Consider the following 21,737-nt stretch of genomic DNA (forward strand, 5'->3'; position numbering starts at 1 on the left):
GCTCCGTCACCCCGATCATCTTCAACACTTAGGAACGAATCATGCCCAAGCCCACCAAGGGTCCCCGCCTCGGAGGCGGCCCGGCGCACGAGCGCCTCATGCTGGCGAACCTCGCCGCGTCGCTCATCGAGCACAAGAGCATCAAGACGACCGAGACGAAGGCCAAGCGCCTGCGCCCCGTCGCCGAGCGTCTCATCACGTTCGCGAAGCGCGGCGACCTGCACGCCCGCCGTCGTGTCATCCAGACCCTCCGCAACAACAAGGAGGCGACGCACATCCTCTTCAGCGAGGTCGCGCCGCTGGTCGCCGAGCGTGAGGGTGGCTACACCCGCATCACCAAGCTCGGCTTCCGCAAGGGTGACAACGCCTCGATGGTGCAGATCGAGCTCGTGCTCGAGCCCGTCACCCCGAAGGTGAAGTCGTCGTCGACGAAGGCGGCCCCGGCCGCTGCCGCTTCCGTCGAGGAGACCGCTCCGGTCGAAGAGACCGAGACGGTCGAAGAGAGCGCCCCCGTCGAGACCGAGACGGCTGCCGCCGACGAGGCCAGCACCGACGAAGCCAGCACCGACGAGAGCAGCACCGACGAGGCCAGCACCGACGAGGCTGCCAAGTAGGTCCCGCCACAGCCGAAGGGCCCGTCACCGCGAGGTGACGGGCCCTTCGTCGTTCCCGTCGGAGCGGGGGCCGGGCGAACGAAGGAGGCGGTGGGCCGTTGCGAGGACGACGCGCGTACCCCTAACAGGTGTCGTTTACCTTGTCGTTTCCTCGCGGAAACCTATCGGTGAGCTATGTCCTCTACGGTCATCGGGTCCCCCTCGCACCTCGTCCGAAGGAACCCATGTCGTCCCGACCCCGATCTCTCCGCCGAACCGGTCTCGCTGCCGGGCTCGGCCTCGTTCTCTGCCTCGCTCCGCTCGTCCCCGTCGCCGCCACGGCCGCACCGGGAGGCGCGGGTGTCGTCATCAACGAGGCCTACCTCAAGGGCGGCAGCGCCAATCAGCCGTTCAGCAACAAGTTCGTCGAGCTGTACAACCCGACGAACGCCACGGTCTCCCTCGCGGGCTGGTCGATCCAGTACCGCTCCGCCACCGGGACGGCCGCGTTCAACGGTGTCGGCAACCTCAGCGGGTCCATCGCACCGCAGGGCTATTACCTGGTGCAGATGACGTCGAACGGGACGACGGGCGCGGCGCTCCCGACCCCCGACGCCGTCACCACGGTCAACCCGGGCGGGGCCAGCGGCACCCTCGTGCTCGCCAGCACGACCCAGCCCCTGACCGTGGCACCCGGGTCCGTCTCGTCGTCCACCCCCGGTGTCGTCGACGCGCTCGGCTACGGCACCTCGAACACGTACGAGACCAAGGCCGCCGTGACCGGCACGGCCAACAGCATCCCGTCGTCGTACGTGCGCACGGCCTTCGCCGACACGGACGACAACTCCGCCGACTTCACCCAGCAGGCCGACGTCACGCCGCAAAACTCCGGTGGAGCCGGCACGACCCCGACCGACCCGGGCACGCCTCCGACGCCGCAGCCGGAGCCCACCCCCGAGGCCACGGTCGCGATCGCCCAGATCCAGGGCACGACGGACACGAGCCCCTACGTCGACCGCGTCGTGACGACGCGCGGCGTCGTCACCGCCGCGTACGCGACCGGTGGCATCAACGGCTATTACATCCAGACCCCGGGCACCGGAGGTGCAATCGACCTGACGACGCACGTCGCGTCGGACGGGATGTTCGTCTATTCACCGAGCACCGCCTCCTCGGTGTCGGTCGGCGACTACATCGAGGTCGACGGTCGCGTCAGCGAGTACTTCGGGCTCACGCAGATGACCGTGACCGGTGCGGCGTCGCTGCGGAAGCTCGACACCCCCGCCGCGGCCGTCGAGCCGGCCCGCGTCGCCATCCCAGCGACCGTCGCCCAGCGCGAGTCGCTCGAGGGCATGCTCCTCGCTCCGCAGGGCGACTTCACCGTCGCCGACACGTACACGACGAACCAGTACGGCGAGGTCGTGCTGGCCACGGGCACGAAGCCGCTCATCCAGCCGACCGAGGTCGGCCGACCCGGCTCGCCCGAGTTCGCTACCGCGGTGGCCGACAACGCAGCCCGTCGGATCACGCTCGACGACGGTCAGACGACGAACTTCTTCACGAACAAGGACGCGTCGCTCTCGTACCTGTCGAACACGAACCCCGTGACCGTCGGCGCGGCTCTCACGTTCACGAAGCCGGTCGTCATGGACTACCGCAACAGCGCGTACAAGCTGCAGCCGACGTCGGTCGTGACCGGCGACACGGCCTACGCCGACCTGCCCGTCGCGTTCCAGAACATTCGCACCGAGGCCCCCCGTGCGGTCGGGGGAGACGTGAAGCTCGCCAGCTTCAACGTGCTGAACTACTTCACGACGACGGGCGATCAGCTGAGCGGCTGCACGTATTACACGGACCGTGCCGGCGCGCCCGTCACCGTGAACAGCGGCTGCGACGCCCGCGGTGCCGCGAACGCCGAGAACCTGGCCCGTCAGCAGGCCAAGATCGTCACGGCGATCACCAAGCTCGGTGCCGACGTCGTGTCGCTCGAGGAGATCGAGAACTCGGCCCGCTTCGGCAAGGACCGCGACTCGGCGCTCTCGACCCTCGTCGCCGCGCTCAACGCGGCAGCCGGCAGCGACGTCTGGGACTACCCGCGGTCGCCCGCGGCCCAGCCGGCGAACGCCGACGTCATCCGCCTCGCGTTCATCTACAAGAAGGCCGTCGTCGAGACGGTCGGCGATTCGCACATCCTGATCGGTTCGGCCGCGTTCAGCAACGCGCGTCAGCCGCTCGCGCAGGCGTTCAAGCCCGTCGGCGGCGACGCCGACTCGACGTTCGTCGCCATCGCGAACCACTTCAAGTCGAAGGGCAGCGGCTCCGGCACGGACGCCGACACGGGCGACGGCCAGGGTGGCTCGAACGGGTCGCGCGTCAACCAGGCGAACGCGCTGGTCGCGTTCGCGGACGAACAGAAGACGGCGGCGGGGACGGACAAGGTGTTCCTGCTCGGCGACTTCAACTCGTACACGATGGAGGACCCGATGGAGGTGCTCCGCACGGCGGGCTACGTCGACCTCAAGCCGGTCGCCGACAAGTACAGCTATGTCTTCCAAGGGCTCAGCGGCTCGCTCGACCACGTGCTCGCCTCGCCCACGGCGGCCAAGGCCGTCACGGGTGTCGACATCTGGAACATCAACTCGGGCGAGGGCATCGGCCTCGAGTACAGCCGCTTCAACTACAACGTGAAGCAGCTCTACGCAGCCGACCAGTTCCGGGCCAGCGACCACGACCCCGTCGTCGTCGGCGTCGACCTCGGTGTCGCGACCGTCCCCACCGACCCGAACGACCCGGGCACGCCGCCCACCGACCCCGGCACCCCGCCGACCGACCCGGGCACGACCCCCGTCGACCCGGGACCGGGCGCCGGCCAGCCGGCCAAGCCGACGACGCCGCCCGTCGCCGCGCCCGAGAGCGCCCTCACCGCGGCCACGCTCGGCCTCATCTCGATCGCGCAGTCGGTGCTCACGCCCGGCCAGACGATCACGGTGACGGTCGGCCAGCAGTACGCGGGTCAATGGGTCTCGGCTTGGCTGTACTCGACGCCCGTGCTGCTCAGCGACTGGCAGCAGGTCTCGGCCGCCGGCACCATCCAGGTGACGATCCCCGCCGACGCCCCCGCCGGAGCGCACCGCATCGCCGTGCTGAACGCCTCGGGCGACGTGCTCGGCTGGACCTCCGTCCGGGTCGCGGCGACGGGTGACCCCACCGCGATCCCGAACGGCGCCTCGAGCGCCCTGGCCTACACGGGGTCGGCCGAGCTCACGGGCTGGATCGCCCTCGCGCTGCTGCTGATGGCGATGGGCGGCACCGTTCTCGTGGTCCGGCGCCGCGCCTCCTAGGGGGCCGCGCCTCCTGGGCACCGCCACCGAGGGGTGGTCGGCCACGCACACCGCGTGATCGACCACCCCTCGGCCGTCGAGGAGGCGCGGGTCGGTTCTCGTAGACTCGACCGGTGACCAGCGACACCCCCGCCACGACCCGGCTCCGGCTGAACGTCGCCTACGACGGCACCGGGTTCTCGGGCTGGAGCGAGCAGCCCGGGCTCCGGACCGTGCAGGGCGAGATCGAGTCGGCCCTGACGACTCTCTTCCGGCGACTCGGCGACGTGCCGACCGTCACGGTCGCCGGTCGCACCGACGCCGGCGTGCACGCGCGCGGGCAGGTGGTGCATCTCGATCTCACCGATCCGCAGATCGCCCAGCTGCAGCGCCCGCACCGCGGCATGGTCGACCAGTCGCCGCTCGACGCGCCGACCGTGCTCGCGCGCCGTCTCAACGGCCTGGCCGGCGCCTCCGACGAGATCGTCGTGACCGGCGCGCGGGTCGCACCCCGCGGGTTCCACGCCCGATTCGGGGCGCTGTGGCGCAAGTACGAGTACCGCATCGCCGACCGGGGCGCCGAGCGCGACCCCACCCGTCGCAGCCACACGCTCTGGTACGACCAAGGGCTCGACCTCGACGTGATGAACGCCGTCGCGGACGGCCTGCTCGGCCTGCACGACTGGGCCGCGTACTGCCGGCATCGCGAGTACGCCACGACCATCCGCGAGCTGCAGGCGTTCCGCTGGAGGCGCGAGGCCGACGGCGTACTCGTCGCGACCGTGCAGGCGGACGCGTTCTGCCACAACCTCGTCCGCAACCTGGTCGGCGCCTGCGTCGCCGTGGGGGAGGGCGTGCTGCCCGAGCACCGCGCCGTCGGCATCCGTCGCGAGGCGGCGCGCAACGGGGAGTTCCGGGTGGTGCCGGCCCTCGGGCTGACCATGCTCGAGGTCGGCTATCCGCCGGACGACGAGATGGAGGCGCGGGTCGCGTCGACGCAGGTCAAACGGTCGGCCGCTAGCCTCGACGAATGACCGTTCGCCCCGCCCGTCCCGCCGTATGTGAAGTGCGACGGCTTGAGTTTGAGCGCGTGAGCGCCTAATCCATGCACGACAAGGCCCATGAGTTTCAATCGAAGAGAGTCACCTCTGTTGAGCCGTTGCGCGCTTCTTTTGAGGAGGACGCCTCAGATGAGGACTGAAGCTTCTCTTGAGGTTGCCATTCAGGTGAATAAACCCACTCGGCCCTCCGCAATTTGTCCACTTGCCCTGGTTTCCAGAACTCCAGTGGTGCCTTCCGCATCCGTTTCGTCACGATTGCCGGGATGTCAACCATGAAAACGACAGTGTCAACGCCTCGCCAGTTACCGGAATTTGGCCTTGTCGTCATAATCCGATGAACAAATCGGAGGTCTTCAAGCTCAAGGATTTCCCGACCAAACTCGAGATCCATGTGCTCTTGTCGAACGAGGAAAAAGAAAGTGTCTCGATTACGGGTGAACTTCACGATGTCTTCAAAACGGCGCTCTAGTTTCGAAGCATCTCTTCCAGCGTCATTGCGAAGATCTGCTTGTTTTCGAGCGAGTCGGACACCCGCGGCGGCTTGAATGTGTTCAGCATCTATGGCGAAAGGGGCGTTCGCTTTGTCGGCCCGTTGAACCTCCTCCCATGCTGCGTCCGCCGCCGAAATTAGGAGATCGAAGTAGTCACGCGATACAGCGCCACCCGCAATGAGAACAGCACGCTCACGTGCCTTCTCGGTCAGAACTGAACTTAGTTTAAAGCCCTCCGGCGCAAGGACTCCCGCTGCAACCTCCTCAAGAAAAGTCTTGGCGGTGTGGAAGTCGGCAAGTCCAACGTCCAGGGACAAGTGCTGTACGTCGTGGGGTGGTTGCATTCCTAGCGGCGGGTCTCCGTCGGCAAACGTTTGTGTTCTGGACTGCACGCTGCCGATCTTCAGCCACACGTTGCTCTTTTTGGTTATTCCGTGAAGGTGATCGAGCACTAATGGTTGGGTTTGCTTCGGAACAAAGTAGAAGTCATCCAGCACCAAGATCAGTGACGTTGAAGCGTCAAGATCCGTAACGTCTTCGAGCGTCTGCGCTATTGATGGCGCGAGGTCCCGTAGAAGCTCATCCTTCGTCCGTAGGCGGGTGGTAGATCTCACTTTTCGAGACGATCTTCCAGCTTCTGCGTGTGCCCTTCCGCTGAGCCTGTTGAACTCCAAGGCGAGCTTGCCGGATAGTGCGATAGAGCCCCCTCGGCTCTTTATGCTGCTTTCGGCTGCCTCCTCGCGGACTTCATTGCCAGCGTCGCGCAGGTATAAAAGCACACGAGTCAATTCCCGTATGCGACCGCGAACACGCCAGGTTCGTCGACGATGGGATCGCTTCGGCTTAATTGCTCGAAGAACATCGAGAATGATTTCAATGAGAACATCTGGATAATCCCGTGATTTGTGAGACTCGACGTCCACAAAAATGACTTTCTTCCCCTTGCGTTCCGCCGATTGCTGAAGGATTGCCAAGGTGGTCGACTTTCCCACCCCACGGCGTCCTGTCACGAGATGGTTGACGTTCGTTTCCAGTGTTCCGATGATCCCGGGCCGAAGTTCAATGAAGCGTGCGTTCAACTTTGCGTCGGCGTGGGTTGTCGTTCTGAGCGCCTTTGTAAGCGCTGTCTTGAATGGCTCAAGCTTGTTTCGATCAAGCAAGGTTTTCCCCTTATAGACGCATGACTGACTTGTCTCGTGCTCATTTTTACAGGAACGCTCACCTTTGCTCGAACGGTCGGCCGCTAGCCTCGACGAATGACCGTTCGCCCCGCCCGTCCCGCCGACGTCCCCGAGATGCTCCGTCTGATCGTTGAGCTCGCGGTCTACGAGAAGGAGCCGGACGCCGTCGCGACGACACCCGACATGCTCGAGGCGGCCCTCTTCGGCGACGCGCCCGCCGTCTTCGCGTTCGTCGTCGACGGGGAGGCCCCGGGCGAGCTCGCCGGGCTCGCGGTCTGGTTCACCACGTTCTCGACGTGGGAGGGCGTGCACGGCATCCACCTCGAGGACCTCTACGTCTCGCCGGCCTATCGGGGTCACGGCCTCGGCAAGGCACTGCTGCTGCGGCTCGCCGTGGTCTGCGTCGAGCGGGGCTACAAGAGGCTCGAATGGGCCGTCCTCGACTGGAACGAGCCGTCGATCGGGTTCTACCGGTCGCTCGGGGCGTCGTCGATGGACGAGTGGACGACCTTCCGACTTGACGGCTCCGCTCTCGAGGCCGCGGCCGCCGTTTGACCGCCTTGGCGCCGTCGGGTATCGTTGCCCCTTGGTGTCTGCGCAACTGCGCGCTTTCGCCCGAAGTTGAGCCCTCCACCTGACTCGTTCCCCTCGCATCTGCGATCGGAACGGCAACGGAGCGGGATTCACGAACCTCTCACCTCGACCAGAAAGCAGCACTACTGTGACGCGCACTTTCTCCCCCAAGCCGGCTGACGTTCAGCCCAAGTGGCTGATCATCGACGCCAGTGACGTCGTTCTCGGCCGTCTCGCGAGCCACACCGCAGCCCTGCTGCGCGGCAAGCACAAGCCGACCTTCGCCCCCCACATGGACATGGGCGACTTCGTCATCATCATCAACGCCGAGAAGGTCGCCCTCACCGGCTCCAAGCTCGCCGAGAAGCTCTACTACCGTCACTCGGGTTACCCGGGCGGCCTCACGGCCACCACGTACTCCGAGATGGTCGAGAAGCACCCCACGCGTGCGGTCGAGAAGGCCATCCGCGGCATGCTGCCGAAGAACTCGCTGGGCCGCGCCCAGATCAAGAAGCTGAAGGTGTACGCGGGTGCCGAGCACCCCCACGCTGCTCAGCAGCCCACGCCGTACACCCTCGACCAGGTCGCCCAGTAGCGTCCGCCTTCAGACTAAGGATTCCCACACAGTGGCTCAGATCGCAGATTCCATCGACCAGGCTCCCGAGAGCTTCACGACCGAGAGCTCCGCTCCCGAGGCCCAGGCGACGCCCCGCGCCGTCCTGAACGTCTCCGGCTCGGCCGTCGGCCGTCGTAAAGAGGCCATCGCCCGTGCGCGCCTCGTCCCCGGCACCGGCACGTTCGTCGTGAACGGTCGCACCCTCGAGGAGTACTTCCCCAACAAGCTGCACCAGCAGCTGATCAACGACCCGTTCAAGGTGCTCGACCTGCTCGGCGCCTACGACGTGACCGTCAAGGTCACGGGCGGCGGCCCCTCGGGTCAGGCCGGCGCGCTGCGTCTCGCCATCGCCCGTTCGCTGAACGAGATCGACCGCGAGAACAACCGTGCAACGCTCAAGAAGGCCGGCTTCCTGACTCGTGACGCCCGCGTCATCGAGCGCAAGAAGGCCGGTCTCAAGAAGGCCCGCAAGGCCTCGCAGTTCTCGAAGCGCTAAGCGCTTCGTCCAGGCAGGTCTCGACATGTCCCGTCTTTTCGGTACCGATGGTGTTCGGGGCCTCGCCAACCGCGAGCTGACCGCCGCGCTCGCCCTGGGCCTCGCCCAGGCGAGCGCGGTGGTGCTCACGAAGGGGCATCACGCCGATGCCCGCCGCGCCGAAGGGCGGCGACCCGTCGCCGTCGTCGCGCGCGATCCCCGGATCTCGGGTGAGTTCTTGACCGCCGCCGTGGCTGCGGGTCTGGCCAGCTCCGGTGTCGACGTGCTCGATGCCGGGGTCATCCCGACCCCCGCGGCGGCGTTCCTCGTCGGTGACATCAACGCCGACTTCGGCGTGATGATCAGCGCCTCGCACAACCCGGCCCCCGACAACGGCATCAAGTTCTTCGCCTATGGAGGCACGAAGCTGCCCGACGAGGTGGAAGACCGCATCGAGGCGGCGATGAGCGAGCCGCAGCTGATGCCGATCGGCGGCGACGTCGGCAGCATCCGCCGGTTCGCCGACGCCGAGGACCGCTACGTCGTCCACCTGCTCGGCTCCCTGCCCAACCGGCTCGACGGCATCCACGTCGTCCTCGACTGCGCCCATGGTGCGGCCTCGGCCGTCTCGCCCGAGGTGTTCGTCGACGCCGGCGCGAAGGTCACGTTGATCGGGGCCGACCCCGACGGCGTCAACATCAACGACGGCGTCGGCTCGACGCACCTCGACAACCTCGCGAAGGCCGTCCTCGAGCACGGTGCCGACGTCGGCATCGCGCACGACGGCGACGCCGACCGCTGCCTCGCGGTCGACGCGAACGGCACCGTGGTCGACGGCGACCAGATCATGGCGATCCTGGCGCTGGCGGCCCACGAGAAGGGCGAGCTCGCCGACGGCGTCCTCGTCGCCACCGTGATGAGCAACCTCGGCCTGATCCGCGCGATGGGCGACCACGGCATCGAGGTCAAGCAGACCCGCGTCGGCGACCGCTACGTGCTCGAGGAGATGAACGCCGGCGGCTACAGCCTCGGCGGCGAGCAGTCGGGTCACATCGTCTTCCAGAAGTACGCGACGACGGGTGACGGCATCCTCACCGGTCTGCACCTCGTGGCGCGCATGGCGGCCACGGGCAAGACGCTGGCCGAACTCGCCTCCGCGATGACCGTCTTCCCCCAGATCCTGATCAACGTCAAGGGCGTCGACCGCGCCGGTCTCGACGCCGACCAGGGCGTCGCCGATGCCGTGGCGGCGTTCACGGCCGAGCTGGGCGACACCGGCCGCGTGCTGCTCCGTCCGTCGGGCACCGAGCCCGTCGTGCGCGTCATGGTCGAGGCCGCCGACCAGGAGACCGCCGACCGCGTCGCCCATGCCTTGGCCGACGTCGTCCGCGAGCGACTCACGCTCTAGCGCCGCCGCACCCGCATCAGATCTTGCGGAGCAACACCGAGCTGACGGTGTGGTCGGCCGCCTTGCGGAGCACGAGCGTGGCACGGGAGCGCGTCGGCAGCACGTTCTCGACGAGGTTCGGCTCGTTGACGGAGGCCCAGATGCCCGCGGCGAAGGCCCGCGCCTCCTGTTCTCCCATGTCGGCGAAGCGATGGAAGAAGGAGCGCTCCTGCGTGAAGGCTCCCTTTTGCAGGGCGAGGAACCGATCGACGAACCAGGCCTCGATGTCGGCCGTCCGGGCGTCCACGTAGATGGTGAAGTCGAACAGGTCGCTCAGCGCGAGGCGACCCGCGGCGGCCGGCTGCAGCACGTTGAGGCCCTCGACGATGAGGATGTCGGGGCGCCGGACGACGATCTCCGCGCCCGGCATGATGTCGTAACTCGTGTGCGAGTAGAACGGCGCGCGCACCTCTTCGGCGCCGCTCTTCACCTGGGACACGAAGCGCAGCAGGTGACGGCGGTCGTACGACTCGGGGAACCCCTTGCGACTCATCAGGCCACGGCGCTCCAGCTCGGCGTTCGGGTAGAGGAACCCGTCGGTCGTGACGAGCTCGACGCGCGGGGTGTCGTCCCAGCGCGACAGCAGTTCGCGCAGCAGACGGGCCACGGTCGACTTGCCGACGGCGACGGATCCGGCGACGCCGATCACGAACGGCGTGCGCTGCGCCCGCTCGCCGAGGAAGTCGCTGGTCGCGCGGTGCAGGTTGCGCGCGCCGGCGGCGTAGAGATTGAGGAGGCGGCTGAGCGGCAGATAGACATCGGCGACTTCGCGCAGGTCGAGTCGGTCGCCGAGGCCGCGCAGCTGCACGAGCTCGGTCTCGGTCAGCGGGAGGCGCGTGGTCGGTGCCAGGGCGGCCCAGTCGGCACGATCGATCTCGACGAACGGCGAGGCGTGGCTGGCATGGACGGACGCGGTCGTCGGGGTGGCTTCGGCCATGGGAGAGAGGCTACCCGTCCTCCACAGGCGAGGGCGCGGCGCGGCACGCCCGGCCGCCCGGCGTTCGCCGGAGATGACCATCGCCGACCCCTTAGGATCGCTGTCATGTGTGGAATCGTGGGTTATGTCGGTGCGAGTGGTGCCGGTGAGAAGAGCATCGAGGTCTTGCTCGGCGGTCTGAAGCGGCTCGAATACCGCGGCTACGACTCGGCCGGCGTGGCCGTCGTCGACCGTGACGGCACGCTCGGCAGCCGCAAGAAGGCCGGCAAGCTGCAGATGCTCGTCGACGACCTCGAGGCGACCCCGCTGCCGAACGGCGCGACCGGCATCGGCCACACCCGCTGGGCGACGCACGGTGGCCCGACCGACGCGAACGCGCACCCGCACCTCGCCGACGACGGCAAGCTCGCGCTCATCCACAACGGCATCATCGAGAACTTCGCCGAGCTGAAGGCCGAGCTCCTCGCCGAGGGCGTCGAGTTCACCAGCGAGACCGACTCCGAGGTCGCGGCCCACCTCGTGGCGCGGGCCTACCGGGCGTCCGGCGACCTGACCGAGGCGCTCCGCGTCGTCGTCAACACGCTCGACGGCGCCTTCACGCTCCTCGTCGTGCACGCCGACCAGCCCGGCGTGGTCGTCGGCGCGCGTCGCAACTCGCCGCTCGTCATCGGCCTGGGCGACGGCGAGAACTTCCTCGGCAGCGACGTCGCGGCGTTCGTCGAGCACACGCGTCGTGCGATGTCGATCGGTCAAGACCAGCTCGTCACCATCCGCCCCGACTCCGTCGACGTCGTCGACTTCGACGGCAACCCCGTCGAGACGAGCGAGTTCGAGATCAACTGGGACGCCTCCGCCGCCGAGAAGGGCGGCTGGTCGAGCTTCATGGCGAAAGAGATCAGCGAAGAGCCCGAGGCCGTCGCGAAGACCCTGCTCGGCCGCGTGCACGACGGTGCCGTCAGCCTCACCGACCTCGACCCGATCCGCGAGCGTCTGCTCACGGTCGACCGCGTCATCATCATCGCCTGCGGCACCGCCGCCTACGCCGGGATCCTCGGCAAGTACGCCATCGAGCAGTGGGCGCGCGTCCCCGTCGAGGTCGAGCTGGCCCACGAGTTCCGCTACCGCGACCCGGTGCTGGACGAGCGCACGCTCGTGGTGTCGATCAGCCAGTCGGGCGAGACGATGGACACGCTGATGGCCGTCAAGTACGCCCGCGAGCAGGGCGCCCAGGTGCTCTCGATCTGCAACACGCAGGGCTCCACCATCCCGCGCGAGTCCGACGCTGTCATCTACACGCACGCCGGCCCCGAGGTCGCGGTGGCCTCCACCAAGGCGTTCGTCGCCCAGGGCACGGCGCTGTTCCTCCTCGGTCTGCACCTCGCCACGCTGCGGGGCACCCTCACGGCCGAGCAGATCGCCGAGCAGGTCACCGACCTGCAGGCCATCCCCGACAAGATCACGCAGGTGCTCGAGTCGGCGGAGCGCATCAAGACGCTGGCCGGCTGGATGGCCGACACCCGTTCGGTGCTGTTCCTCGGCCGTCACGTCGGGTACCCGATCGCTCTCGAGGGTGCGCTCAAGCTGAAGGAGCTGGCCTACATCCACGCCGAGGGCTTCGCCGCCGGCGAGCTGAAGCACGGCCCGATCGCCCTGATCGAGCCCGGCCAGATCGTCTTCGTCATCGTGCCGAGCCCGCGCGACCCGCGCTCGCTGCACCCCAAGGTGGTCTCGAACATCCAGGAGATCCGCGCCCGTGGCGCCCGGGTCATCGCGATCGCCGAGCAGGGCGACGCGGCCGTGCTGCCCTACGCCGACGAGGTGCTGCCGATCCCGCTGGCGGCTCCGCTGTTCGAGTCGCTGCTGGCCGTGGTCCCGCTGCACATCTTCGGCATGGAGCTCGCCGCCGCCAAGGGCCTCGACGTCGACCAGCCGCGCAACCTGGCGAAGTCCGTCACGGTCGAGTGATCGTCGGCATCGGGGTCGACGTCGTCGACCTGTCCCGCTTCGAGGCCTCCCTCGAGCGGACACCGGCGCTGAAGGCGAGATTGTTCAACGCGGCCGAGACGGTGCTGCGCGGGGGCGAGCCGAGGCCGATCCCCTCGCTCGCCGCCCGCTTCGCCGCGAAAGAGGCGCTGATCAAGGCGCTCGGCGGCTCGACGGGGGTGCGCTGGCACGACGTGGTCGTCGAGAGTGACCCCGAGGGGGCGCCGTCGCTCGTGCTGTCGGGCGGGGCCGAAGCGCTGGCCGCCTCGCGAGGCGTGTCGCGCCTCCACCTGTCGTTGAGCCACGATGGGGGAGTGGCCGTGGCGTACGTCGTGGCAGAAGGCCGGGAGGAAGCGGGCGCGTGACGCAAGAGATCACCCTGACCGTCGAGAAGGCGGCCCTGGAGCACAACATCGCGACGCTGCGGGCGGCTGTGGCTCCGGCCGCGATCATGGCCGTCGTGAAGGCCAACGCGTATGGGCACGGAGCCGTCGAGACGGCCCGTGTCTTCGAGGGCGCGGGCGTCGACTGGCTCGGAGTGGCCGATCTCGACGAGGCCGTGGTGCTTCGCGAGGCGGGTATCACCGCGCCCGTGCTGGCCTGGCTGCACGCCCCGGGCGAGACGTTCGAGCGCGCTGCGGCTCACGACGTCACACCGGCGGTGTCCGGTGTCGAGCAGCTCGAGGCCGCCGTCGCCGCGGGCGTCCGAGCCGTCCACCTCTGCGTCGACACGGGGCTCAGTCGCAACGGCGCCGTCGAGTCCGAGTGGCCCGAGCTCTTCCGTCGCGCGGTCGCGACGCACGACACCGTGCCCGTCGAGGGGCTGATGAGCCACCTCGCGAACACGTCACCGGCGGACGACGGTGCCCAGATGGCGGCGTTCGTCCGTGCCACGGGCATGCTGGGCGATCTCGGGGTCGAGCCGCGCCTCCAGCACCTCGCCGCCTCGGCGGCGGGGCTGACCTTCAGTGGTGCCCGCATCACGATGGTGCGGTTCGGCATCGCGGCCTACGGAGTCAGCCCGTTCGACGACCGGTCCTCGGCCGAGCTGGGCCTCCGCCCCGCGATGACGATGACCGCCCCCGTGACGACCGTCAAGCGGGTGCCGGCCGGTGAGGGTGTCTCGTACGGCTATGTCTTCCGCCCCGAGCGGGACACGACCATCGCCGTCGTGCCGGTGGGCTACGCCGACGGCGTCGACCGGGCCGCCAGCGACCGGGCGTCGGTGACCATCGGAGACCGCACCTACCGGGTGCGGGGCCGGATCGCCATGAACGCGCTCGTGATCGACGTCGGGGACGACCTCGTCGAGGTGGGCGACGAGGTCGTCCTGTTCGGTGACCCGACGCTCGGCCGGCAGGGGGCGTCCGACTGGGCGGCCGCGTTCGGCGGTATCGCCTACGAGGTGATCGCGTCCCTGTCGCCCCACCTGGCCAGGAGGTACGTATGACCGCCGACCCGTGGCTGCGCCGCGCCACCATCGATCTCGCGGCCTACCGCGCCAACCTCTCGTCGTTGATCGAGCGTCTCGCCCCGGTCGAGGTGCTCGCCATCGTCAAGGCCGATGCCTATTCGCTCGGCCTCGAGACCATCGTGCCCGAGGCGCTCGCCGCGGGCATCCGCTGGTTCGGCACCGTCGAGTCGGAGCCCGCTCTGCGTCTGCGTCGAGCCGGTGTCGGCGACGAGGCCTCGTTCTTCGCCTGGCAGCTCGGCCCGCACGAAGACTTCTCGGCCGCCGTCGAGTTCCGCGTGGACCTCGGCATCTCGACCATGGAGCAGCTCGAGGCGTTCGCCGCGGCCGCCCGCGCCGCCGGGCCCGGGCACGAGGCCCTCGTGCACCTGACGGTCGACACCGGTCTGCACCGCGAAGGCTGCCTGCTGATCGATTGGCCCGCCCTGGTGGGCCGGGCCGTCGAGCTGCGCGACGAAGGGGTCGTCCGTCTGCGCGGTGCGTTCTCGCACGTGTCCGAGACGAGCGAGGCCGACGATCACGCCGCCTCCTTGGTGTTCATCGAGGCGCTCGAGCAGGCGGCAGCCCTCGGGGCGACGTTCGAGAAGCGCCACATGTCGTCGAGCTCGGCCGGCATGGAGCACCCCGAGCGCCGGTTCGACATGGTGCGGATGGGCTCGAACGGCTACGGCAACCCCGTCACCGAGGGGGTGACGGCGGCCGATCGCGGTCTCCGCCCCGTGCTCACGCTGTCGGCCCGCGTCGCCAAGACGAAGCGGGTCGCGGCCGGCACGGGCGTGTCGTACGACTACACCTATCGCGTCGACCGCGAGACGACCCTGGCCCTCGTGCCGATCGGCTACGCCGACGGTGTCAGCCGGCAGGCCCAGCACGGCGCCGAGGTGGCCGTGAACGGGACGCGCTACCCGATCGTGGGGCGCGTCGCGATGGACCAGTTCTTGATCGATGTGGGTGACGACACCGTCGAGGTGGGCGACGAGGTCATCCTGTTCGGCCCGGGCGACCGGGGCGAGCTGACCATCGGGGAGTGGGCCGATGTCACCGGCACGATCCCCGAGGAGGTCTCGTGCCGGGTGGGGCCCCGTGTGCCACGCGTCTACGTCGGCGGCACGGCATGAGCACGGCCGCATCTGCTCGCGAGCCCTCGCGCGTCCTCGTCGACGACGAGATCGCCGACAGCGAACGGATGGAGGCGCTGGGCCGTCGTCTCGCCGGCCTGCTGCAGGCGGGCGACCTGCTGGTGCTCACGGGGCCGCTCGGTGCCGGCAAGACGACCCTCACGCGGGGCATCGGCGAGGGTCTGCACGTGCGGGGCCAGGTGGCCAGCCCGACCTTCGTGCTGGCCCGCACGCACCCGTCGGAGAGCGGGGTACCGCTCGTGCACGTGGACGCGTATCGCCTGGGCGGCGCCGCCGAGCTCGACGACCTCGACCTCGACTACGACAACTCGGTGGTGGTCGTCGAATGGGGGGCGGGGTTGCTCGACGGAGTGGCCGAGTCGTGGCTCGACGTCGTGATCGCGCGGCCGACCGGTGCGGCCGCCGCGGCCGACGCGCCCGACGACGCCGACGAGCCGCGCGTCGTCACGATCACCGCACACGGCCCGCGCTGGGCGGGCATCAGTCTCCGCTGACCTGCGCGTCGCTGAAGGTCTGCACGCCGAGCACGCCGAGCAGGGCGAGCTTCTGGGCCGACTCGGTGCCCGGGCTCGCGGTGATCACGAGCAGGATCTGCGCCTGGTTCTCGGTGAACAGCGTCTGGCAGTCGACCTCGATCTCGCCGAGCTCGCGGTGCACGACGGTCTTGTGTTCCGCGTAGCGGGCCGTGACCTCCTGCAGATCCCAGTAGCGCCGGAACTCGTCGCTCGTGCGTCGCAGCTCCGCGGCCACCTGGGCCGCGAGCGGGTCGGCGTCGGGCATCGCCAACGCGACGCGTAGCTGGGCCGTCTGCATCCGGCCCTGCGTCTCGTGATCCCGCTCCGGGTAGACGCCCCGCGCCTCCGGGTGGGCGAACCAGCGGTAGACGCCGCTGCGGTCGAGCCCGGTGAACACCGTGTGGTCGCCGTACAGCGCGGCGGCCAGGCGGTTCTGGGCGATGGTCTCGCCGACGTCGGTGATGACGAGGGCCGGGGTGTCCTCGAGGCGGTCCAGCACGCGCATCAGCCCCGGGCTGACGTGGGGGCCCCGGTGGACGCGACGCGGCGCCTGGTGCCCCGCGAGGCGGAAGAGGTGGTCGCGCTCGTCGAGCGTGAGCCGGAGCCCGCGCGCGATCGCCGCCATCATCTGGTCGGACGGGGTCGGCCCGCGCTGCTGTTCGAGACGCGTGTAGTAATCGGTCGACATGCCTACCGCAGCCGCCACCTCCTCACGGCGCAGCCCCACCGTGCGTCGTCGCACGCCCGCAGGCAGCCCGATGTCGGACGGTTGCAGCGCCTCGCGTCGGCGACGGAGGAATTCGGCGAGTCCGGGGCGGTCCATGCCCCTATCGTCGCCTCTCCCGGCGACGCCTGCCAGGGACCGGCGATCCCCCGAACGACGATCCCTTCACCGCTGCCCGAGTCGCTCCCATGCTGGGGTGGGCCGGCCGATTGGCCGCGTAACGAAAGGGACACCGTGAAGACCTCGGGCAACACCATCCTCATCACCGGCGCGACGTCCGGCATCGGTCTCGCGCTCGCCGAGCGGTTCGAGGCGGCGGGCAACACCGTCGTCGTCGGGGGGCGCCGTCGCGACCGGCTCGACGCCATCGTCGCGGAACACCCCGGCATGGGCGCCGTCGAGCTCGACGTCGCCGACCCGGCGTCGATCGCGGCTGCCTTCGACGAGGTGACCGCGTCGCACCCCGACCTCAACGTCGTCATCACGATGGCCGGCATCATGCAGCCGGAGGACCTCCACGACCCCGCCCACCTCGACGTGGCCGAGGCGACCATCGCGACCAACCTGCTCGGCACGATCCGCACGCTCACGGCCTTCACGCCGTATCTCGCCGCGAAGCCCGACGGCGTGGTGATGACCGTCTCGTCCGGGCTCGCGTTCGTGCCGCTGCCGATGACGCCGACGTACAACGCGACGAAGGCCGCGGTGCACTCGTACACGCAGAGCCTGCGCGTGCAGTACGCCGACAGCCCGCTCCAGGTGATCGAGCTCGCACCGCCGGCCGTCCAGACCACCCTGCTCGGCCAGCAGTCCGACCCGTCCGCCATGCCGCTGGACGAGTTCGTGGCCGAGACGATGCAGATCCTGGCGGACGAGCCCGACGTCGAGGAGGTCCTGGTCGAGCGCGTGCTGTTCCTCCGCAACGCCGAGGCCGAGGGACGGCACGCCTCGGTGCTCGAGCTGCTGAGCGGTCGGCACTGACCGTCGCGTCGGCCACGGGGAGCCCGATCGGTGAGAGCCGAGGAGGCACGGGTCGTGTCGGCGGGACCGCCTACGATTGACCCGTGATCCTGGCCATCGATACCTCCGCGGGCACGGCCGTCGCCGTCGTCGACCGAGACGCCGGGGTGCTGGCCGAGCGCTCCGTCGCCGACACCCGGCGCCACGCCGAGGTCATCGGCACCCTCATCGACGAGGCGCTGCGGGCGGCCGACGTGTCGCCCGCGCGGCTCAGCGCCGTGGTGGCGGGTATCGGGCCGGGCCCCTACACGGGTCTCCGGGTCGGCATCGCGGCGGCGCGGGCGTTCGCGTTCGGCGCCGGCATCCCGTCCCTCTCGCTCGGCAGCCATGACGCGGTGGCGTTCGACCGGCTCTCGGCTGCGGCCGGCCGGTCGGTCGCCGAGGCAGGTGGGCCCGTCGACGAGCCGCTCGTGGTCGTGACCGACGCGAGGCGGCGCGAGGTCGCCTGGAGCACGTGGTCCGGTCTCGACGACGACGGGCTGCCCGTGCGGGTCGAGGGCCCGTCCCTCGCCAAGCCGGCCGACCTCGACGAGGTGACCGGCGCCTCCTCGTCCTGGACTCGCACCGATCCCGACACGGTCGAGGTCTCGGCCGCCGCGCTCGGCATGCTCGCCGAGCGGCTGTTCGAGCACGGGCGGTCGTTCGCCGACGACCAGCCGCTCTATCTGCGCGAGCCCGACGTGACACCGTCGGCCGGCCCCAAGCCGGTGGGTCGATGAGCTTTGTGCTGCGCAGCGCCCGGCCCGACGACCTCGACGGCATCATGGCGATCGAGTCGTCCGTCTTCGAGAACGACGCCTGGTCGGCGAGCTCGATGGCGCACGAACTCGACTCGCGCGACGGCTGGTACCTCGTGGCGACGCGAGACGACGATGACACCGTCATCGTCGGTTACGCCGGCATGCTGGCGGCGAACGGCAGCGGTGACGCCGACATCCAGACCATCGCCGTGGCTCCCGAGGCCCGGCGGCACGGGCTCGGCCGCGTGCTCATGACCCAGCTGCTGAACGAGGCGCGACGCCGACGAGCCCGCGAGGTGTTCCTGGAGGTGCGGGCCGACAACCCGACGGCGCAGGCGCTCTACGACTCCCTCGGCTTCGAGCGGATCGCGATACGGCCCCGCTACTACATGCCCGACGGCGTCGACGCGCACGTCATGCGCCTGACCATGACGGAGGCGCGGATGCAGCCGGCCGTCGACCTCCCGCACCGCATCGAGGAGACCTCGTGACCACCGCCTCCACCGATTCTCCGTCGGCCCTCGCGGCCGGGCCCGTCGTACTCGGCATCGAGACGAGCTGCGACGAGACCGGCGTCGGCATCGTCCGCGGCAACCGGCTGTTGGCCAACGTGATCGCCTCGTCGATGGACGAGCACGCGCGTTACGGCGGCGTCGTGCCCGAGATCGCGGCCCGGGCGCACCTCGAGGCGATGGAGCCGACACTGCGGGCCGCGCTCGCCGAGGCCGGCGTGACGCTCGACGAGGTCGACGCGATCGCCGTCACGAGCGGCCCGGGGCTGGCCGGTGCGCTGATGGTCGGGGTCGGTGCCGCCAAGGCGCTGGCGCTCTCGACCGGCAAACCCCTCTACGCCGTCAACCACCTCGTCGGCCACGTCGGTGCCGACGTACTCCGCGACGACGGCAGCGACATCGAGCTGCCGACGATCGCCTTGCTCGTCTCGGGCGGGCACACGTCGCTGCTGCACGTCCGCGACCTGATCGACGACGTCGAGTTGTTGGGCGAGACGATCGACGATGCCGCGGGCGAGGCCTTCGACAAGGTCGCCCGCCTGCTCGGCCTGCCCTACCCCGGCGGGCCGCAGATCGATCGTGCCGCCGCCGAAGGGGACCCGCGCGCCATCCGGTTCCCGCGCGGGCTCACCCTGCCGAAGGACATGGCGAAGCACCGCTACGACTTCTCGTTCTCGGGGTTGAAGACGGCCGTGGCCCGCTGGGTCGAACAACGCCGCGCCGATGGCGTCGAGGTGCCCGTCGCCGACGTGGCCGCGAGCTTCCGCGAGGCCGTCGCCGACGTGCTGCTGACGAAGGCGCTCGCCGCCTGCGCCGATCGTGGCGTGCCCCGCCTACTGCTCGGGGGCGGCGTCGTCGCGAACGCGCGCATCCGCCAGCTCGCCGAGGAGCGCTGTGCCGCGGCCGGGGTGACACTGAGAGTGCCTCCGCTGTCGCTCTGCACCGACAACGGCGCCATGATCGCCGCGCTCGGGGCTCAGCTCGTGGCGCGGGGTCACGCCCCGTCGCCCCTCGACTTCGGGGCCGACTCGACGCTTCCCGTCACCGTGGTGCAAGCTGTCTGACGAGCCGTGACGTCTCCGTCCGCCTGATCGACGGGTGACCTGCGGCGCCGAGCCGCACGACGCCGAACAGGAGCATCCATGACCGACCAGCCTCCCCACCGCCCCGAGGACGAGCCGCGCGGCACCCAGCCGCCGAGTGCGCCGCAGCCGTCGCAGCCGTACGGCCAGCCCGGCTACGGCCAGCAGCCCGGCTCCGCGCAGCAGCCCTACGGCCAGCAGCCCGGCTCCGCGCAGCAGCCCTACGGGCAGCAGCCCTACGGTCAGCAGGCCGGCTACGGTCAGCCGGTCGCGCCGAGCGGCCCGGGCTACGGTGCCGCCGGTTACGGCCAGGTGCCGCGTCGCAACACCCTCGCTCTGGTCGCGCTCATCCTCGGTATCGCCGGTTTCGTGACCGGCTTCACCAGCATCGGTGCGATCGTCGTCGGCCACATCTCGCTGAGCCAGATCAAGAAGACGGGCGAGGAGGGCCGCACGATGGCTCTCTGGGGAACGATCCTCGGGTACGTCGCCATCGCGCTGAGCATCATCGCGACGATCTTCCTCGTCATCTTCTTCACGACGTTGGCCGCCTCGTACGACTCGACCTACTCGTACTGATCACGACCGCCGCGGTCGTCTGCGATTCGCGGCGTCCACCCGGCGGCGATCGCTAGCATGAGCGGGGTCGGAGCACGGCGCTCCGGCCCCGTCCGCGTTCTCGGCCCACCCCGGCCAGGCGTCACACCGGCGAAAGGCATCCCATGGCGACCGACGACCCCACGCCCGACCAGCCCGCCTCGGCACCGGGCTCGGCCGACCGGCCTGCCGAGACCGCCCCGGGCGCGACGCCGCCCCCTCCGGTCTACCCGGGAGGCACGTCCGATTCGGCCGCCCCCGCCGCGTCGCCCCCTCTGCCGCCGTCGGCCTTCCCCGGCGCTCCGTCGCAGCCTCCCGCGCCGCATGCCGCGGCCGCTCAGCCCGGTGCAGGTCCGGCCTCGTCCGGCCCGCAGAGCGGTGTCCCACAGAACCCGTTCGTCGCCCCCGGCGCTCCCCAGCCGACGGGTGCCGGGCCGGCCTCGGCGCCGTACACCGCGCCTCCCGCCGCACCCGATCGTCCGTTCCAAGCGCCGGGGGGTTACCAGAACCCCGGTGCGCCCTCCGCGGGCAACGGCTCGTACCAGGCCCCCGCCTCGGCTCCGTACGGCACGCCCGCGCCCGCATCGTCGCCCTACGGCGGACCTGCTCCGGCGTCGGCACCGTACGGTCGCCCGGCGCAGCCTTTCGGAGGCCAGCCCGGTCAGCCCGGTCAGGGTCAGCCGGGGCAGCCGCCGCGAGCTCCATTCGGCGCCGTGCCCGGCCCGGGGCAGCAGCCGCAGTACAACGCACCCCCGCAGCCGTACGGACAGCAGCCGCAGACGCAGCAGCAGCAGCCCTACGGCCAGCAGCCCTCCGCGCAGCCGCAGCACCAGCCGTACGGCCAGCAGCCGTATGGCCAGCAGCCGTACGGTCAGCCGCAGCCGCAGGGCCAGCAACCGTACGGACAGCCGCAGCCGTACGTGGGCCAGCCCTACTCGCCCTACGGCTACGGAGCACCCGCGTCCCGGCCGCAGACGCTCAGCCTCATCGCCATGATCGTCGGCATCGCCGGACTCGTCTTCAGCCCGTTCACGTTCGGTTTCGGTGTGATCGGGTCCATCGCGGCGGTCGTGCTCGGCCACCTCGGCATGAAGCGGGAACGGCAGGCGCGAGGCTTCTGGTTGACCGGCCTCATCACGGGCTACGCCGGCATCGCCCTCGCGGTGATCATCTGGATCGGCGTGATCTTCTTCCTCAGCCTGGGGACGAACTCCGGTTTCGACTCGGGCTATTCGGGTACCTGACAGCGGCGCCCGTCCG

General features: G+C 69.7%; 21 protein-coding genes. 18 read left to right on the forward strand and 3 right to left on the reverse strand.

Features of this window, described 5'->3' with window-relative positions; translation table 11 throughout:
• Positions 1 to 41 precede the first annotated feature (41 nt).
• The 3 genes from rplQ to ACPEEZ_RS02250 all read left to right on the forward strand — a co-directional run bounded on the left by rplQ (position 42) and on the right by ACPEEZ_RS02250 (position 4,947).
• On the forward strand, positions 42 to 614 hold the full coding sequence (rplQ, locus tag ACPEEZ_RS02240; RefSeq protein WP_423922179.1) for a 50S ribosomal protein L17: 573 nt from the start codon (positions 42 to 44) through the stop codon (positions 612 to 614).
• Positions 615 to 838: 224 nt separating this feature from the next.
• Positions 839 to 3,934, forward strand: coding sequence for an ExeM/NucH family extracellular endonuclease (locus ACPEEZ_RS02245; protein WP_423922181.1), 3,096 nt, complete (start codon positions 839 to 841; stop codon positions 3,932 to 3,934).
• A 113-nt stretch (positions 3,935 to 4,047) separates the two neighbouring features.
• Positions 4,048 to 4,947 carry a tRNA pseudouridine synthase A gene (locus ACPEEZ_RS02250; protein WP_423922184.1) on the forward strand — a complete coding sequence of 300 codons (900 nt, stop codon included), beginning with the start codon at positions 4,048 to 4,050 and terminating at the stop codon, positions 4,945 to 4,947.
• A gap of 94 nt (positions 4,948 to 5,041) precedes the next feature.
• Here ACPEEZ_RS02250 and ACPEEZ_RS02255 read toward each other — a convergent pair whose 3' ends face one another.
• Complete coding sequence (locus ACPEEZ_RS02255; RefSeq protein ID WP_423922187.1) at positions 5,042 to 6,625, reverse strand: hypothetical protein; 1,584 nt, start codon at positions 6,623 to 6,625, stop codon at positions 5,042 to 5,044.
• Between the two features lie 96 nt (positions 6,626 to 6,721).
• On the opposite strand from ACPEEZ_RS02255, the gene ACPEEZ_RS02260 reads away from it, so the two are divergent.
• The 4 genes from ACPEEZ_RS02260 to glmM all read left to right on the forward strand — a co-directional run bounded on the left by ACPEEZ_RS02260 (position 6,722) and on the right by glmM (position 9,718).
• Positions 6,722 to 7,201, forward strand: coding sequence for an N-acetyltransferase family protein (locus tag ACPEEZ_RS02260; RefSeq protein ID WP_423922190.1), 480 nt, complete (start codon positions 6,722 to 6,724; stop codon positions 7,199 to 7,201).
• 166 nt (positions 7,202 to 7,367) lie between these two features.
• Positions 7,368 to 7,814 (forward strand): 50S ribosomal protein L13, encoded by a 447-nt coding sequence (rplM, locus tag ACPEEZ_RS02265; protein WP_423922192.1) that lies wholly within the window; start codon positions 7,368 to 7,370, stop codon positions 7,812 to 7,814.
• Positions 7,815 to 7,845: 31 nt separating this feature from the next.
• Positions 7,846 to 8,331, forward strand: coding sequence for a 30S ribosomal protein S9 (gene rpsI / locus ACPEEZ_RS02270; protein WP_423922195.1), 486 nt, complete (start codon positions 7,846 to 7,848; stop codon positions 8,329 to 8,331).
• A gap of 25 nt (positions 8,332 to 8,356) precedes the next feature.
• Positions 8,357 to 9,718 (forward strand): phosphoglucosamine mutase, encoded by a 1,362-nt coding sequence (gene glmM / locus ACPEEZ_RS02275; RefSeq protein WP_423922197.1) that lies wholly within the window; start codon positions 8,357 to 8,359, stop codon positions 9,716 to 9,718.
• Between the two features lie 16 nt (positions 9,719 to 9,734).
• On the opposite strand, the gene coaA is transcribed toward glmM, so the two are convergent.
• Positions 9,735 to 10,694, reverse strand: a complete 960-nt coding sequence (gene coaA, locus ACPEEZ_RS02280; protein ID WP_423922200.1) for a type I pantothenate kinase — start codon at positions 10,692 to 10,694, stop codon at positions 9,735 to 9,737.
• 105 nt (positions 10,695 to 10,799) lie between these two features.
• Between coaA and glmS the strand changes: the two genes are divergently transcribed.
• The 5 genes from glmS to tsaE all read left to right on the forward strand — a co-directional run bounded on the left by glmS (position 10,800) and on the right by tsaE (position 15,781).
• Complete coding sequence (gene glmS, locus ACPEEZ_RS02285; protein ID WP_423922203.1) at positions 10,800 to 12,659, forward strand: glutamine--fructose-6-phosphate transaminase (isomerizing); 1,860 nt, start codon at positions 10,800 to 10,802, stop codon at positions 12,657 to 12,659.
• Positions 12,656 to 13,042 carry a holo-ACP synthase gene (locus ACPEEZ_RS02290; protein WP_423922206.1) on the forward strand — a complete coding sequence of 129 codons (387 nt, stop codon included), beginning with the start codon at positions 12,656 to 12,658 and terminating at the stop codon, positions 13,040 to 13,042. The genes glmS and ACPEEZ_RS02290 overlap by 4 nt, the downstream gene beginning before the upstream one ends.
• Positions 13,039 to 14,127, forward strand: a complete 1,089-nt coding sequence (gene alr / locus ACPEEZ_RS02295; RefSeq protein ID WP_423922209.1) for an alanine racemase — start codon at positions 13,039 to 13,041, stop codon at positions 14,125 to 14,127. The genes ACPEEZ_RS02290 and alr (ACPEEZ_RS02295) overlap by 4 nt, the downstream gene beginning before the upstream one ends.
• On the forward strand, positions 14,124 to 15,266 hold the full coding sequence (gene alr / locus ACPEEZ_RS02300; protein ID WP_423922212.1) for an alanine racemase: 1,143 nt from the start codon (positions 14,124 to 14,126) through the stop codon (positions 15,264 to 15,266). Before alr (ACPEEZ_RS02295) ends, alr (ACPEEZ_RS02300) begins: the two co-directional genes overlap by 4 nt.
• A 68-nt stretch (positions 15,267 to 15,334) precedes the next feature.
• On the forward strand, positions 15,335 to 15,781 hold the full coding sequence (tsaE, locus tag ACPEEZ_RS02305; RefSeq protein WP_423924326.1) for a tRNA (adenosine(37)-N6)-threonylcarbamoyltransferase complex ATPase subunit type 1 TsaE: 447 nt from the start codon (positions 15,335 to 15,337) through the stop codon (positions 15,779 to 15,781).
• On the opposite strand, the gene ACPEEZ_RS02310 is transcribed toward tsaE, so the two are convergent.
• Positions 15,768 to 16,625 carry a helix-turn-helix transcriptional regulator gene (locus ACPEEZ_RS02310; protein WP_423922214.1) on the reverse strand — a complete coding sequence of 286 codons (858 nt, stop codon included), beginning with the start codon at positions 16,623 to 16,625 and terminating at the stop codon, positions 15,768 to 15,770. The genes tsaE and ACPEEZ_RS02310 overlap by 14 nt on opposite strands.
• A gap of 135 nt (positions 16,626 to 16,760) precedes the next feature.
• Here ACPEEZ_RS02310 and ACPEEZ_RS02315 point away from each other — a divergent pair, with 135 nt between their 5' ends.
• From ACPEEZ_RS02315 to ACPEEZ_RS02340, 6 genes are all read left to right on the forward strand, one after another.
• Entirely contained in the window at positions 16,761 to 17,507 is a 747-nt protein-coding gene (locus ACPEEZ_RS02315) for an SDR family oxidoreductase (RefSeq protein WP_423922217.1), read from the forward strand.
• Between the two features lie 83 nt (positions 17,508 to 17,590).
• A complete protein-coding gene (tsaB, locus tag ACPEEZ_RS02320; protein WP_423922220.1) occupies positions 17,591 to 18,265 on the forward strand; it encodes a tRNA (adenosine(37)-N6)-threonylcarbamoyltransferase complex dimerization subunit type 1 TsaB in 675 nt (224 codons plus the stop codon).
• Positions 18,262 to 18,777 carry a ribosomal protein S18-alanine N-acetyltransferase gene (rimI, locus tag ACPEEZ_RS02325; RefSeq protein WP_423922224.1) on the forward strand — a complete coding sequence of 172 codons (516 nt, stop codon included), beginning with the start codon at positions 18,262 to 18,264 and terminating at the stop codon, positions 18,775 to 18,777. Before tsaB ends, rimI begins: the two co-directional genes overlap by 4 nt.
• A complete protein-coding gene (gene tsaD, locus ACPEEZ_RS02330; protein ID WP_423922227.1) occupies positions 18,774 to 19,862 on the forward strand; it encodes a tRNA (adenosine(37)-N6)-threonylcarbamoyltransferase complex transferase subunit TsaD in 1,089 nt (362 codons plus the stop codon). The genes rimI and tsaD overlap by 4 nt, the downstream gene beginning before the upstream one ends.
• 78 nt (positions 19,863 to 19,940) lie before the next feature.
• Positions 19,941 to 20,459: a DUF4190 domain-containing protein gene (locus ACPEEZ_RS02335; RefSeq protein WP_423922230.1), complete on the forward strand. Its 519-nt coding sequence runs from the start codon at positions 19,941 to 19,943 to the stop codon at positions 20,457 to 20,459.
• 143 nt (positions 20,460 to 20,602) lie between these two features.
• The gene (locus ACPEEZ_RS02340) at positions 20,603 to 21,721 is read left to right on the forward strand and encodes a hypothetical protein (protein ID WP_423922233.1); all 1,119 of its coding nucleotides are present in this window, start codon (positions 20,603 to 20,605) and stop codon (positions 21,719 to 21,721) included.
• Positions 21,722 to 21,737: the final 16 nt, after the last annotated feature.

This window comes from Frigoribacterium sp. 2-23 (assembly GCF_049601585.1).
Lineage (GTDB): Bacteria > Actinomycetota > Actinomycetes > Actinomycetales > Microbacteriaceae > Frigoribacterium.